Here is a 14,161-nt window from a genome sequence, read left to right as displayed (position 1 = left end):
GCGGCTCGCTCTAGCTTTCCACTTCCGTCGAAGCTTCGTCCTTCATCGGCGACTCTTCGGAAGAAGCTTCTGGCGTCTCAGGCTCAGTGGGCTTTTCTTCGGCAGGCTTCGTGTCCGACGGCGCTTCATCCTTTGGCATGTACTTCGCAATTTCAGGAGGAATGGGCTTATCCATCAACTCGTCGATCACGCCGGCACTTCGCTCTTGGGCGTTGAGCTGTTCCATCATCCCTACGAAGATCATCACGTCGCCACCGTTGGGGATTGCTTCTTTGACTAAACGCCCCACCTCGCGACCGGCCAGGTAATTATGCGTACCGATGTAAAACTTGCGCTCACTGCTGGGGGCATCGGAATCGTGACAGATCACGTTCCCCTCAAATTTTTCGACCGCCTTATTGATCAAGCTGGTCTGACTCTCAGGCGAACTGGGGCTCATTGCCAGGGCCTGACATCCATCCCCAATTTTGCGCTCGATGAAGCGTTTCTGTTCTTCCTGTGAACCATTGGGCGGATGATACACTTCGCACTCGGCATTGAAGATCGGTTCGGCGACGCGAACCCCTTCCTCGGCATAGTTCCAGAACGGATCGACCGTGTTGGTCAAAAAGGCGATCTTCACCTTCTCTTGGGTATCGTATTGGGGCTGATTGTGCGGTGGTGGCGTACCGTTACCTGCTTTGATTCGATTCAGCTCCGCTTGGAACTCGGCGACGTTATCTTGTCGGATCGACTTGAATGGGACAAAGATCAAATTACTTTCCGGGATATCGAGTTGCTGTCCACGAGCCAATGCTGAAAGAAACTCGACCGACTTATACCCAAACACAAATGGCTGCTGCACGACGGTACCGTAAACTTTGCCATCTTGAATTCCCTTGAGCGTGACGGGATCTTCGTCGAAGCCGATCACATGGATCTCGCCCGTCTTCCCGGCTCCTTCCACCGCGCTAAGGATCATCGGCGGATTGTACGCCCAGAGTCCGACCATTGCTTTCAGGTTCGGATTGTTGGCAATCGCCGACTCCGCATTCTGCTTTGCCCTGGCATGGTCGGTATTGTCGGTCCGAATGCCAAGGATGCGGTACTTGCCGGCCTCGATCGGAAATTCGTAGCCACCACTGCCAGCCGCTTGATTCTCGGTCTTCGCTCGGCAGCTGACGAACGTAGTCGCCACTAACAGCACCAAAAGTAAGCTTGGAAGTCGATTCAAGGGAAAGATCCTTCGGAGGAGTGTGTGCGAGGGGAAAACAGCGAAAAAAGAGGAGAAAACCGCTATCTTAAGCCGCAAAGAGGCTCAAGGCAACTATCTTACGCACTAACCCGCATCGTGGCGTACGTTCCTTCCGTCGCGACAGTCACAAGCGGCAGAGTCTAGCCATCGGTAGGAGGTTGGGTCAAACCGCGAATTGCTCGATCGACCAACCAACGACTCTCTTGAATAACCTGGGAACGCCACCGAGGCGACGCAGGACAAAACAGCTCCGTCAGCTTCGTCTTTGCCGATGCAGCCTCAGCAGAGTTTCCCCAGTGATGGGCCTGATTCTCGGCACGAAGCCCGGCTAGTACTTTCACCGGCGAATAAGTTCCGAACTCCGCACAGCTAAACAGATACTCCGGAGCAAACTTCTGCGCGACGCACCACTGCCAGAATCCGCCCCGGGCATCGTAGGCAATGTCGCTCTTCTGATTAGTCTCGAACGCGTCAGCACCAAACCAACTTGCAAGCTGTTCCCGCTGACGGTCGCTCAGCGCGTAGTCGATCAACAGCTTCCACGTTCCGCTCGCTCCTAGTCCGGTATGAAAGTCGAGATGCGCGACCTGCTGACTTCCTTCCAGCAGATGCGGCAAGATCTGTGACAACTGCGTCTGCAAACTCGCAGGTCCCTTGCCGCCGAAGAAAAGCCCCAAGGGAAAATCGTATTGCCCCGACGCGATCGCGCCGCGCAGCTTCTTCATTCCATGCGTGGCAATCAACCAAGCCGCTTTTAAATGAAACAACTCAAAACGAGCTGGCGGCCTCCGAGGATTGAGAAACGAATCGAGTTCGGCATACCCATCCGGAGCTCCTTCAAACGCTTGCCCAGGCAGCAGAAAGTTGCGGTTAAGATCGACGTTGTCTTCATTAAATCGCCTGCGCCAGGCAAATCCGTACGCATTCAAACCATGCAAAAGCACGACTTTCACCGGCGGAGCACCCACTTCATGCCAGTGCCGAAGCAAAGCAAGTTGAACCGCCGAGCCAAAGAACGCTTCGACGCCATGGATACCGGACGAAACGACAAGCACGTTGGCCGGATCGCCTGATTGAGAACAGGCAACATCAAACTCCAACGGCCGATCATCTGGCCCTTTGGCGTCGACGGCATGCTGCTCGAACTCCCAACCGAGACAGTCGACCGCCTCACAAAATCGTTTTCGCGCTGTCACGTCATCAGGAGAGAAATCCATCGCTGATACCTTCCATCATTCCCATAAAAAAGCCGCCTTGGAAAATATCCCACGGCGGCTATCACTTCGCAAACCGTACGATTGGGTCAATTCGCTACGTGCATCCGAACAGATTGACTCCGATTCAAGAAGAAAGCCCGTTTTTCTTTTGCGTGCATCGGTAATTGCACACAGCTATAATATCGCCCGACTCACCTTCTGCAGTTCTGCTACGTATGTTGAGAAAGCCCGCTATGACCTACCGCATTGTTTCGTTCTCGCTGCTGTTGTTATTCCTTGTCGCCATCGCTCCCGTCACGTCGTTCGCCCAAGATGCGAAGAGCTTCGACATTCCTGAAACCAACGATGGTCTTCCTGGGGAAGGGCCGATTCGTCGGTACGATTGGTTCAGCAATCTTTGGAAGAACAAGCGATCGACGTGGGCCAAACAGGTAGAAAAAGACCAAGGGGCCGTTGTGTTCCTGGGCGATTCGATCACCCAAGGCTGGGGCGATCAACTCGGCGGCAGTTTTGGTGATATGAAAGTCGCCAATCGAGGCATCAGTGGCGATACGACTCGCGGCATGCTAATTCGTCTCGAGGAAGATGTCCTTTCGCTGAATCCTAAAGCAGTCGTGATGCTGATGGGGACCAACGACTTGGAAGAACAAGCCGAGCCAGAAACAGTCGCCGCCAACGCCAAGTTAATTGTCGAAGCGCTGAAGAAGCATGATTCAGAGATGCCGATCATCTTGTGCAAGGTTTTCCCCAGTTCCGAAACCAAAAGCCGCCCTGCAGATAAGATCCAAAAGATCAACGAACTTTACGAACAACTTGCCCAGGGCGACCCCCAGGTAATTGCCCTGGAAACCTGGCTTCCTTTCGCCAACGAAAAAGGGAACGCCAAGCCAGAAGAGTTCCCTGATTTGTTGCACCCGAATAAAGAAGGCTATGCCATCTGGGCCGCGGCTCTCCGTCCGATCTTTGCTACGCTTGGCTATTTGGAAACTGAAACCGATACGTTTGAACCTGAGCCTGGTTTCGAGAGCCTGTTCAACGGCAAAGATTTGACTGGATGGATGTTCAAAGCCAATCCCGAACGCAAAGGAAAGAAGACGCGCATTGCCTGGCCAGTGTTTGAAGAGGACATTGTCTTTGATGGCAAGACCGAAAGCGTCGACGGGCGTTACCAGGCCATCAACGGTCGCATTGCGGTTACGACACCTGCCGAAGGGCGTCGCATCCAACAAATGTGGACCACGCGTGAGTTCCCGAACGACTTTGTCTTGAAGCTTGAATTCCGCGCGACGCCCAACGCCGACAGTGGCGTCTTCCTGCGAGCTCCACAGCTACAATGTCGCGACTATCCCTTGGCCGGGCCCTACAAAGACCTGAAGAATTACAAGCCACAAGATTGGAACGAATTGGTCGTAACCGTCCAAGGAAACAAAGCCCGCTGCACATGCAACGGCGAAGTCTTGGAAGAAGCGTTCGAGCTGCCCGATTCTGGACCGATTGGCCTGGAAGGGGATCGCGGACAAATGGAATATCGCCGCATTCGAGTCAAAGAAATGAAGTAAGTCTTTCGGCTTACTCTCGACTTCGAAAGACCGCGAAGCCATTTCCTTCGCGGTCTTTCTTTTTGGGCCCGTGCGAGACACGTAGACGGCTTAGCTCTCGAAGGTGACGTCAAGCGAGATTTCCGCGTTCAATACCTTGGAAACGGGACACCCTGCTTTTGCTTTCCCGGCAAGTTCTTCAAACTGTTCTTTCGTTGCCCCCGGCACTTTCCCTGTCAGCGACAGTTGGATGGTCGTGATCGCGAAGCCGTCGTCGACTTGCTCTAAGGCAACCACCGCCGAGGTCTCCAGCTTTTCGGCGGTCAGCCCCGCTTCGCCGAGAATCTTCGACAACGCCATCGTGAAGCAGCCAGCGTGGGCCGCAGCGATCAATTCCTCGGGATTGCTTCCCTTCTGCCCTTCAAACCGCGCGGCAAAGCCGTAAGGGTATCCGCTGAGGGCGCCACTCTCGGTCGTCAGGGCCCCTTTGCCATCCTTCAGTCCACCGCTCCAAACTACCGAACCACGTCGTTTGATTTTCATTGTGTTGTTCCCTTTTCAGAAGAAGATAGAAACGCTTCTTTCATCGTAGGAAGCCAGCAACAGGAGTCTACGAGCAAACAACCGCGCACGAAAAAAGCCGCTCGAGAAAACTCCCGGCGGCTTTTCTGTTTTACGGAAGGCAATTGCATCGCGTGCCCGCTTAACGTCCCCGTTCCTGCGCTTGTTCATCCACTTTCGGATTGGACAGGCGAATCTTCGGGCCTTTCACGTCGATCGGCGCCACGGTTACTTCGGCCGTGTCGATCTTGATGGTTTCCAGCGGATCGTGCGGTTTGTTGAATTTGCCACGCCAGCGATCTCGCCCAGGCTTGACGTTTCGATCGGGGAACCCGGTCCAAACCATCGTCACCGCATACTCGCCTGGAGGTGCCCCGTCGTTCTTTTCGTACGACTGCACCTGAAACGTACCATCTTCCTCGACACGTCCACGCGGGATCAGCGTGTCCCACTGCGTGTTCTCTAAGGGAAGCGGATTGAGAATCACGTACGCTCCAACTGGAGCCTCGCCGTTGTACGAAACGGTACCACTCACCGGAAAACGATCCGGCAAGTCACGATCTCGATTCGGCGAACTCGGCCAGTACAGGTACGCAACCAGGACGATCAACACGCCTGACAGAAAAAGGGCGGCCCCAGTTTTAGAATTCACCGACCACTTCTCCCCCCTGTCGCGTGCACAGGGCAAACAACGTCGTACCTTGGATGGTTTCCGGCAGGAACCGCACCGAACCATCTCCCAACGCAATGTTCGCTCCGCCAGGATGGAATGCGTAAATCCCCGCCCAGCTATGGTTGCTGCAATTCACCATGCACGGAGCGTTGGCACTGTAGTTCAACGTCAAACCATCCGAATCGAAGCCGCTCAGAAAAATACGCCGCGTGTACGACCACGCCGCACGCGAGTTACGCCCGGGGTTAGAGCCAGCTTCTTCCAGTTTGCCATTCACGTAATGGTCGATCGTTCCGCCCTGTTCGCTGAAGAAAATCGTATTCGACAAACCGTCGGAAATATCGCGGAACTTCACGTCAAACGTTTCGTACGGTGCGACACTCACATCGGAAGTGGTCGAACGATAAGAAGCCATTCCGGAAAAGTGATAGTCGCCATTGGGCGCTACGCATTCTTCCACGGCAATGTAATCTCCGCTGAAACCTTCCACGCCGGTGTCGATCTCCACTAATCGAGCCTGCGGTGCCGAAGGACATTCGTAGGCGGGCATGCGGTTACTGACTACGTCCAGATTTTCCGTATCCCAGCAGCTGTAGTTGCGGTCCCACAGCTCTTTCATGTTCCCCTGTTCCAAGAATGCGAGGATCTCGGTTCCCCAGTATTGGTACGCCGTCCCGGGGTCGCCCCAGTCGGGGTTCACAATCGTTCGCGGAAGATGCGTATGCGTGTTTTCAAAGTTGTGAACCGCCAACACGATTTGCTTCATGTTATTGGTGCACTGCATGCGACGAGCCGCTTCACGAGCTTGCTGCACCGCAGGTAATAAAAGAGCAATCAAGATTCCGATGATGGCAATCACCACCAATAACTCCACGAGGGTAAACCCCGTGCGACGCGATGTCGCGACTGATACCGACATGTGTGCCTCTTCAAACAAAAAGATAGAAGTGAAGTTCACTTCGGCGGGGTTCTACTCGCTGGCCCTGTGGATGGAGGCAAAAGATACTGGCTTGCAGGAACCGCCGGCGACTTGAGATGAACTCTCAATTACGCCCACTCTAACCTCCCAGATTCAGAGGTACAAGTACGTACTTATGGGCTATCAACGAAAGCATTCAGCTGCCACGCAAAGCGCATAAAAAATGACCACTGAGCAACTGCCAAGCGGTCATTTTCTGATTTTCGACGTGCGTATGGGGTAACGCCTGCAGACGCGGCTCTTAGTGAGTCGTGTTCGTTGGGGCGGTGTCGTTGCTGTTTGGGTTCGTCGTCGAAGGGTCGCCCTTAGGAGCACAACCGACGAGGAAGGTGGTCAGGGCTACGAGAACCAACAAGGATCCGAGCTTCTTCATTCGAAATTCTACCTTTGTGAAGTGTTCAAAATTTACCTAGATGCTTAGCTATCTTACTTGATCCCGGAACAATTTCCAAAGGGGGTGAAGTCCCTTACCTAAGGCGCCCAGGCCGCAAATCCCTTGTTGCCCCGATAACGGGACAACCTTGGCTGCTATCAGAGTTTTCGCCAGCCATCGCCGAATATTGATCGTATTCAGGAGTCTTTTTTTGCCAGGGACTGGCTCGGAAAGTCACGTTTTGACGACCATCGGTAAATCACCGCAGTTCACTCAAGCACGCCGTCGCTCGCCGCGCTGCTTGTATGGTTCTTGGCAAGTAGGCCCGCAACTGGGGGAAGGTACTTACTTCCGCGTCTTTCGGGCCCGGCCCAGCGAAGGCTCTTTCAGCGGCTGGGATTTCGCCCTGAAAACAATTCGGCCGGAGTTCAAAGGAGAACGACTCCTTATGCAGCGGCTGCAGCGCGAAGCGGAAGCAGGCAGCGAGATCACTTCGGCCCACATCGTTCCTGTGATCGATACCCGCCAAGGCTCGTTCGTCGTCATGCCGCGGGTGTGGGGACAAACGCTGTCGCAGATTCTCAGCGCCGGCAAGCAGCTTCCCCTGGGCAGCGCCGTGTGGACGGCCCGCCAATTGGCTCAAGGGCTGATGCATATGCACGATGCCGGTTGGATTCATGGCGACGTGAAGCCTGACAACGTTGTCTTATCCAGCACCGGACACGCCACGCTGATCGATCTCGGCTTCGCTCAGCGTGTCGATTTGAACCTTCCCTGTACCAGCCGCAAATGCGATCGCCAAGGCACGCTTCGGTATCTACCGCCAGAGATGCTGACCACCAGCGTGCCGATCTTACCCCAGGCGGACACGTATAGCCTGGGCGTGATTCTGTTCGAACTGATTACCGGCCGTCAGCTGTTCGACCAGAATTCGACCGATGCGATCGTTCAAGCCCAACTGTCGCAGCGAGCCCCTAACGTACGGTCCCTGGTTCCGCACGTTCCGGGCTCGCTCGATAAGTTGGTCAGCCAAATGCTTGCCAAAGATCCGCTTCGCCGCCCCTCTCCGGACGCTGCACTCGTCAAAGCATTGGCCTCCGCCGAGATCGAACTCCTCTCGCCCGATCCCCAAATGCGGCACGTCGCTTAAGCGGAAATAGTGGGACCACCCCATTCGTCTTCTAATTGAAGAACCGTTCGCCCCGCGACGCGCGGGCCCTACGAATCGTTAGTCAGTTCCACCAAAGTCACTCACATCGATATCAACATCCATGGTGCTATGGAATGTCGAGCGATGATCTTTGAGCGGTAACGGCTCAATCGGATCGACCGCTTCCCACCAGCACTGTCGCCGGCTGTGCGATTTGCGGCGAGGAGAAACCTGGCGGCGTTTCGGATGAAACAATTCGACCGCCAAATGAGCAATCGCGAGAAAGACAATAATCGCGAGCATAACAAACAGAACAGTCATCGGCAGAAACTCCCAAAAAGGACGTCACAAACCTGCCCAGGCTGCCTACTTATTCGCTCGCCTCGATGAAATATTGGAGACGTCGGTCAAATGTTTTTGCAGCGACTTACTTTTCGCCGCTTGATACAATCGCGTTAAGCAGATGTCGCATTTCTTTGACTCGATGCTGAAGCCTTATTGGAGCAAACTGATGCTTCTCCCGCTATTCGCATTCGCAGCAATTGCAATTGGTGTTGTTATTTGCTGTTGGTTGGAAGTGCCAAAACCGTCGCTCGATAAATGGCCTCCGATTACCGACGATGAATTCATCGCCCGATGCTCGCCCGGCGTCAATCGAGAGCGAGCATTGAAGGTACGGCGAATCATTGCCCGACACCTCGGCGTCGACTACGACCGAGTCTATCCCGAGCAACGATTTGTAGACGACCTGGGAGCTGACTGAATCATCAGCACAGCAACGATGTCGACATCGCACACATAAAAAAATAGGGCCCGCGTATTGCAGGCCCTACTCTTATTAACTCACCGAGGTCGACTCGATGGTGCTTGCTCCGGCCGTTGACTTGGCGAATGTATATTCGTTTCCGTCGTAGCCGACCGTGATGCGATCGCCATCTTTGAAGTCTCCCTTCAACAGCAGTGTCGCCAGTTGGTTTTGCAGGCGGTTCTGAATGACTCGCTTCAAGGGGCGGGCTCCATACAGCGGGTCGAAACCTTCTTCCGCGAGCGCATCCTTGGCGGCATCGCTTACCACCAACTCCATTCCCTGTTCGGCCAGCTGATGGGCGAGACCGCGGGTCTGGAAGTCGACGATCGACCGGATCTGCTCCTTCACCAGCGGCTTGAAGACAATGATGTCATCAATTCGGTTCAGGAACTCTGGCAGGAACTTCGTTCGCAGGTTGGCCTGGGCGGCGTCGCGAATCTCGTCGTCGCTTCCACCTTCCTGGGCAATCTGCTGAATCGCCTGGCTACCGATGTTGCTCGTCATCACCACAATCGTGTTGGTGAAATCTACCGTGTGACCATGGTTGTCGGTCAAACGGCCATCATCCAACACTTGCAGCAAGATGTTGAACACATCGTGATGAGCCTTTTCGATTTCGTCGAGCAAGATCACGCTGTAAGGACGTCGCCGAACCGCTTCGGTCAGCTTGCCCCCTTCTTCGTAGCCAACGTACCCCGGAGGTGCCCCGATCAGTCGACTCACCGCGTGACGCTCCATGTACTCGCTCATATCGATCCGGACCATCGCGTTTTCGTCGTCGAACAACGCTTCCGCCAACGCTTTGCAAAGTTCGGTCTTACCGACACCAGTTGGCCCCAGGAAGATGAACGATCCGACGGGACGATTGGCCGCTTGCAGTCCGCTGCGGCTACGTCGTACCGCATTGGCAACCGCGACAACCGCTTCGTCCTGCCCGACCACGCGCTGGTGCAAACGTTCTTCCAGCACCAACAGCTTCGCACGTTCCGTCTCCAACATCTTGGCAATCGGCACTCCGGTCCATTGGCTGACCACCTCGGCAATTTCATCCTCAGTGACTTGCTCGCGAAGGAGACGTCGCTCGCTTTTGGCTTCGTCCTTATCGGCCTCTTGCTCGCTTTCGGTCTCCATTCGCTTGACCAACGCGTCACGCTTCTTTTGCAACTCGAACAGCTGCTGATAGTCGCTTTCGGAAACAGGTTGCCCTGCCGATTGCGTCTCTTGAATCGAAGCGTGCAAGCGAGAATATTTGAGATCGGTCGCGGCCAGTTCTTCGCGAATCTGCGCCACGTCTCCCATTCCCATCTTCTCGGCCTCCCACTGTTCGCGGAGGCTGGCCAACTGGCGTTTGACCTCTTCCATTTCGTCCTGAATTTCTTCACGACGCTGAATGGCACCTTCTTCGGTCTCTTCCGCCAACTGACGGTCGGCCAACTGAAGCTGGGTCAAACGACGCTGTACCTGGTCGATCTCGGCCGGAACGCTTTCCAGCTCGATCGCCAACCGGCTCGAGGCTTCATCGACTAAGTCGATCGCTTTGTCCGGAAGGAATCGATCGGTAATGTAGCGATCGGAAAGCTTCGCCGCGGCGACAAGTGCCGAGTCCTTAATCTTGATCCCGTGATGCGCTTCATAACGTGGCTTCAGCCCACGCAGAATCGCAATGGTATCGTCGATTGAAGGTTCACCCACATACACCGGCTGAAAACGACGCTCCAGCGCCGCGTCCTTTTCGATGTACTGACGGTACTCGTCCAGCGTTGTCGCTCCAATACATCGCAGTTCGCCACGAGCAAGCGCCGGCTTCAACAGGTTCGCCGCATCGGCTCCCCCTTCCGCTTTGCCTGCTCCGACAACGGTGTGCAATTCGTCGATAAACAGCACGACACTCCCCTGCGAGTCCTGTACTTCCTTCAGAACCGCCTTCAAGCGTTCCTCGAACTCGCCGCGGAACTTTGCCCCGGCAACCAAGGCCCCCATGTCGAGCGCGATGACTCGCTTGTTCTTCAGGCTTTGCGGCACGTCGCCTTGCACGATACGTAGTGCCAAGCCTTCGGCGATTGCCGTCTTTCCGACACCAGGTTCCCCGATCAGTACCGGGTTATTCTTGGTACGTCGCGAAAGCACTTGCACCGTGCGGCGGATCTCGTCGTCGCGGCCGATCACTGGATCGAGCTTCCCTTTTTCAGCTCGCTCGACCAGGTCGATGCCATACTTCTGCAATGCCTGAAACGTATCTTCCGGGCTCTCGGAAGTGACCCGCGAGTTGCCGCGCACTTCCCGCAGCGCCGCCAAGATGTCTTTCTCGGTCACCGCGTTGACTTGCAGAATATCCTTCGCCTTCGAGGCAACGCTCGACAACGCATACATCAAGTGCTCAGTCGAAACGAACTCGTCTTTCATCGTGTCGGCTTGCTTCTGCGCCGCTTGAAAGACTTGATCCAGTTCGCTCGACAGTCGCAGCTGTCCGTCGCCGCTGGTTACCGTCGACAGCCGTCCGATTTCGGACTTCACCATCGACTCTAACTGCCCACGATTCGCGCCAATCTTATCGAGCAATGGTCGAACAATTCCGCCATCCTCTTTCAAGAGGGCCGCGAGCAAGTGCAGTGGAGAAAGGGCCGTGTTGCGTGCCTCGGTTGCCATCTGCTGAGCCAGCTGAACGGCTTCCTGAGCTTTTATGGTGTATTTATCGAATCGTGGAGTCATAACGTTTTCCTTTTATGTTGATGGGATGTATTCGCTGGAATGGCACTCCCTGGTTTTAGTTTGAAGTTCTCAGTGTGAAGTAATTCCGTTTTCAGCCCGTAGGGTCCGCTGTGCGGACGCGGGATACGGGTACCCTGCGGTTGGTCTGCCGGCACAGCTCGGGCGTAGACGAGCATCGTTGCATGTTGGTAGGGACAATCGATTGCCGCGTCCGCACAGCGGACCCTACCGTCTTCGTATCAGGGGCTTGCGCCCCTGGCTACATTCGGTCGGCCTTCCAGGCCTCGGAGTAGTTCCCTACTAAAAGCCTCGATTCCCAACCGTGACAATTCGTCTCTCTAGGATCTCGCAATTGACGGTCATAAGTTCCATCAGCCCATAAAAAGGGCCGGGCACCTTGCGGTCCCAGCCCTTGGTTATCACAAACTTCGGTTCGTGATGCACGGGCTTTTCAGACCGAGCATCGTTGGCCGTGAAGGTTAGTCCTTCTTGACCTCGAACTCGGCGTCGATCGCGTCGTCGTCGCCGCCATCCTTCGACTCGCCTGCGGGCGCTTCCCCACCGGCAGCCGCTTCAGGATTGTTGGCAGCGGCAGCTTCGTACAGGATCTTGCTGACCGCGTGCGAAGCAGCTTCCAGTTCGCTGATGGCGGACTTGATCGCCTCGACGTCTTCGCCCTTAGCAGCTTCGCGAACTTTGGCGATGGCTGCTTCCAGCGGAGCTTTGTCGTCGTCGGAGATCTTTTCGCCGGCATCCTTGATCAGCTTCTCGAGTTGGAAGCAGTTCGATTCGGCTTCGTTGCGAGCTTCGGCCAGTTCACGCTTCCGCTTGTCGTCGGCGGCGTGTTCTTCGGCGTCCTTCTGCATCCGATCGATTTCTTCCTTCGACAGACCCGAACTTTGCTTGATCTCGACTTTCATTTCCTTGCCGGTACCAAGGTCCTTCGCCATCACGTTGAGGATACCGTTCTGGTCGATGTCGAATTTGACTTCGATCTGTGGCATACCACGTGGGGCCGGAGCGATCCCGTCGAGGTTGAACTCGTCGAGCAAGCGGTTGTCGGTTGCCATCGGGCGTTCCCCTTGGAACACGCGGACGGTGACCGCGGCCTGATTGTCTTCGGCCGTGCTGAAGGTTTGCTTCTTCTCGGTCGGAATCGTCGTGTTGCGTTCGACCAATTTGGTGAACACACCACCGAGCGTTTCGATACCGAGCGACAGTGGAGTGACGTCCAACAACAGCACGTCCTTACGACCACCTTCGGCGAGCACGCTCCCCTGAATCGCGGCACCAGCGGCGACCACTTCATCGGGGTTCACACCCTTGTGTGGTTCCTTCGAGAAGATCTTTTTGACCATCTCTTGAACCTTCGGGATACGCGTACTACCACCCACGAGCACGACTTCGTCGATTTCGCTTGGCGACAGACCGGCGTCCTTCAATGCCTTTTCGACAGGGATACGGCAACGCTCGATGAGGTCGTCGGTCATCTGCTCGAACTGGCTGCGAGTGATCGTCAGCTGCAAGTGCTTTGGACCGGAAGCATCGGCCGTGATGAACGGCAAGTTGATGTCGGTCGAGGCCTGGCCGCTGAGTTCTTTCTTCGCCTTTTCGCAAGCTTCCTGCAGACGCTGCAGAGCCATTTGATCTTTGCGAAGGTCGATGCCGTTGTCTTTTTCAAACTGTTCGGCAACGTAGTTGATCAGCTTCTCGTCGAAGTCGTCACCACCCAGGTGCGTATCACCATTGGTGCTGATCACCTCGAACACGGTACGTCCGCCTTCTTCACCATCTTCCGGAGGCGAGACTTCCAGGATCGAGATATCGAACGTACCACCACCGAGGTCGAACACGGCGATCTTTTCCGCTTTGTTCTTACCGAGCCCGTAAGCCAGTGCGGCAGCGGTCGGTTCGTTGATGATACGAGCAACTTCGAGCCCGGCGATCTGCCCGGCGTCTTTGGTGGCCTGACGTTGAGCGTCGTTAAAGTAAGCCGGCACGGTGATGACGGCCTTGCTGACTTTATGCCCCAAGTAGCTTTCTGCGGCGGCCTTCAGCTTTTGCAAGACTTTGGCCGAGATCTCTGGGGGCGTGTACGATTCGTCGCCGATCTGAACTTTGACGTATTCGTCTGCGTTGCCGACAACTTTGTACGGCACCATCCGTTCTTCCGAGCCGACTTCGCTGTGACGACGCCCCATGAATCGCTTGATGGAGTAAACTGTTTTGGTCGGGTTGGTCACTGCCTGACGGCGAGCAGGTTCGCCAACGAGAACTTCCCCCTTGTCGGTATAGCCAATAACGCTTGGGGTGAGTCGGCTACCTTCGGCGTTCGGAATGACTTTCGCTTCCGAACCTTCCATGACCGCGACCACGGAGTTCGTGGTACCGAGGTCGATCCCAATAATCACTTCGCCTTGTGCCATCGTGGTTACCTCTTTCTTTGGTAAAGTACTGAGCCGAGTCGGCTTCAGAGTTTTTATGTTGTGAGCCTGGGCTGATACCCAGGATTGATTACCGATTGAGTGACCACGTACGACCTATCAGGCGTTTGCGGTCGGCTCAGGTAATTGCAAGAGGTATGCCAAAAGAGTCCACCTGACCATAGATTACGCTGTAAGATGTTGCCATGCAGCAACTTACAGATGCAATCTTTTTTCCTGACGCGAGCGAGAAGCGAAATTGACTCGAAATCTCTGCCAAAATGGCAGCGATTTATCACAAACCAGGAAATGAGCTAGGTTTATGGCGTAGAAAGATGCGTTATCATGCTGAGAGAAGCAATTCCTTACGTTGCAGACATAATTATAACGAAGTATTGCACAAGCATTCAAAAGATTTCACCAAGTTAACGCGGAGCTTACCTGAAGTGTATGCGTCGTTTGCTCGTGATTTAGCGTAAAGATTCTCAATAACCGA

At 54.9% G+C, this 14,161-nt stretch carries 12 protein-coding genes; 3 read left to right on the top strand and 9 right to left on the bottom strand.

The genetic code is table 11. From position 1 onward, the window contains the following. Positions 1-10: 10 nt before the first annotated feature. Entirely contained in the window at positions 11-1,213 is a 1,203-nt protein-coding gene (locus LA756_RS26560) for a substrate-binding domain-containing protein (RefSeq protein ID WP_224437738.1), read from the bottom strand. A gap of 161 nt (positions 1,214-1,374) precedes the next feature. Then, the gene (locus LA756_RS26555) at positions 1,375-2,451 is read right to left on the bottom strand and encodes a M14 family metallopeptidase (protein WP_224437737.1); all 1,077 of its coding nucleotides are present in this window, start codon (positions 2,449-2,451) and stop codon (positions 1,375-1,377) included. Positions 2,452-2,684: 233 nt separating this feature from the next. On the opposite strand from LA756_RS26555, the gene LA756_RS26550 reads away from it, so the two are divergent. Further along, on the top strand, positions 2,685-4,010 hold the full coding sequence (locus tag LA756_RS26550; protein WP_224437736.1) for a GDSL-type esterase/lipase family protein: 1,326 nt from the start codon (positions 2,685-2,687) through the stop codon (positions 4,008-4,010). Positions 4,011-4,100: 90 nt separating this feature from the next. On the opposite strand, the gene LA756_RS26545 is transcribed toward LA756_RS26550, so the two are convergent. The 4 genes from LA756_RS26545 to LA756_RS27225 form a co-directional block, all read right to left on the bottom strand. After that, positions 4,101-4,532 carry an OsmC family protein gene (locus tag LA756_RS26545; RefSeq protein WP_224437735.1) on the bottom strand — a complete coding sequence of 144 codons (432 nt, stop codon included), beginning with the start codon at positions 4,530-4,532 and terminating at the stop codon, positions 4,101-4,103. Positions 4,533-4,692: 160 nt separating this feature from the next. Continuing rightward, positions 4,693-5,202 (bottom strand): hypothetical protein, encoded by a 510-nt coding sequence (locus tag LA756_RS26540; protein WP_224437734.1) that lies wholly within the window; start codon positions 5,200-5,202, stop codon positions 4,693-4,695. Next, positions 5,192-6,142, bottom strand: a complete 951-nt coding sequence (locus LA756_RS26535) for a DUF1559 domain-containing protein (RefSeq protein WP_224437733.1) — start codon at positions 6,140-6,142, stop codon at positions 5,192-5,194. Before LA756_RS26535 ends, LA756_RS26540 begins: the two co-directional genes overlap by 11 nt. A 301-nt stretch (positions 6,143-6,443) precedes the next feature. Then, positions 6,444-6,575, bottom strand: coding sequence for a hypothetical protein (locus LA756_RS27225; RefSeq protein WP_261362065.1), 132 nt, complete (start codon positions 6,573-6,575; stop codon positions 6,444-6,446). Between the two features lie 211 nt (positions 6,576-6,786). Between LA756_RS27225 and LA756_RS26530 the strand changes: the two genes are divergently transcribed. Then, positions 6,787-7,725: a serine/threonine-protein kinase gene (locus tag LA756_RS26530; protein ID WP_224437732.1), complete on the top strand. Its 939-nt coding sequence runs from the start codon at positions 6,787-6,789 to the stop codon at positions 7,723-7,725. Between the two features lie 78 nt (positions 7,726-7,803). Here the strand turns inward: LA756_RS26530 and LA756_RS26525 are convergent, their stop codons facing one another. Beyond that, on the bottom strand, positions 7,804-8,046 hold the full coding sequence (locus LA756_RS26525) for a hypothetical protein (protein ID WP_224437731.1): 243 nt from the start codon (positions 8,044-8,046) through the stop codon (positions 7,804-7,806). Positions 8,047-8,188: 142 nt separating this feature from the next. Between LA756_RS26525 and LA756_RS26520 the strand changes: the two genes are divergently transcribed. Beyond that, entirely contained in the window at positions 8,189-8,488 is a 300-nt protein-coding gene (locus LA756_RS26520) for a hypothetical protein (RefSeq protein WP_224437730.1), read from the top strand. A 75-nt stretch (positions 8,489-8,563) separates the two neighbouring features. On the opposite strand, the gene clpB is transcribed toward LA756_RS26520, so the two are convergent. Together clpB and dnaK are read right to left on the bottom strand one after the other, a co-directional pair. Next, the gene (gene clpB, locus LA756_RS26515) at positions 8,564-11,242 is read right to left on the bottom strand and encodes an ATP-dependent chaperone ClpB (protein ID WP_224437729.1); all 2,679 of its coding nucleotides are present in this window, start codon (positions 11,240-11,242) and stop codon (positions 8,564-8,566) included. A 479-nt stretch (positions 11,243-11,721) separates the two neighbouring features. Then, positions 11,722-13,668: a molecular chaperone DnaK gene (gene dnaK / locus LA756_RS26510; protein WP_224437728.1), complete on the bottom strand. Its 1,947-nt coding sequence runs from the start codon at positions 13,666-13,668 to the stop codon at positions 11,722-11,724. Positions 13,669-14,161 lie beyond the last annotated feature (493 nt).

The sequence above is a fragment of the Bremerella sp. TYQ1 genome (assembly GCF_020150455.1).
In the GTDB taxonomy this organism is placed as follows: domain Bacteria; phylum Planctomycetota; class Planctomycetia; order Pirellulales; family Pirellulaceae; genus Bremerella; species Bremerella volcania_A.
The sequence above is the reverse complement of the archived record's forward strand: the minus strand, read 5'-3'. Positions and strand labels throughout refer to the sequence as shown.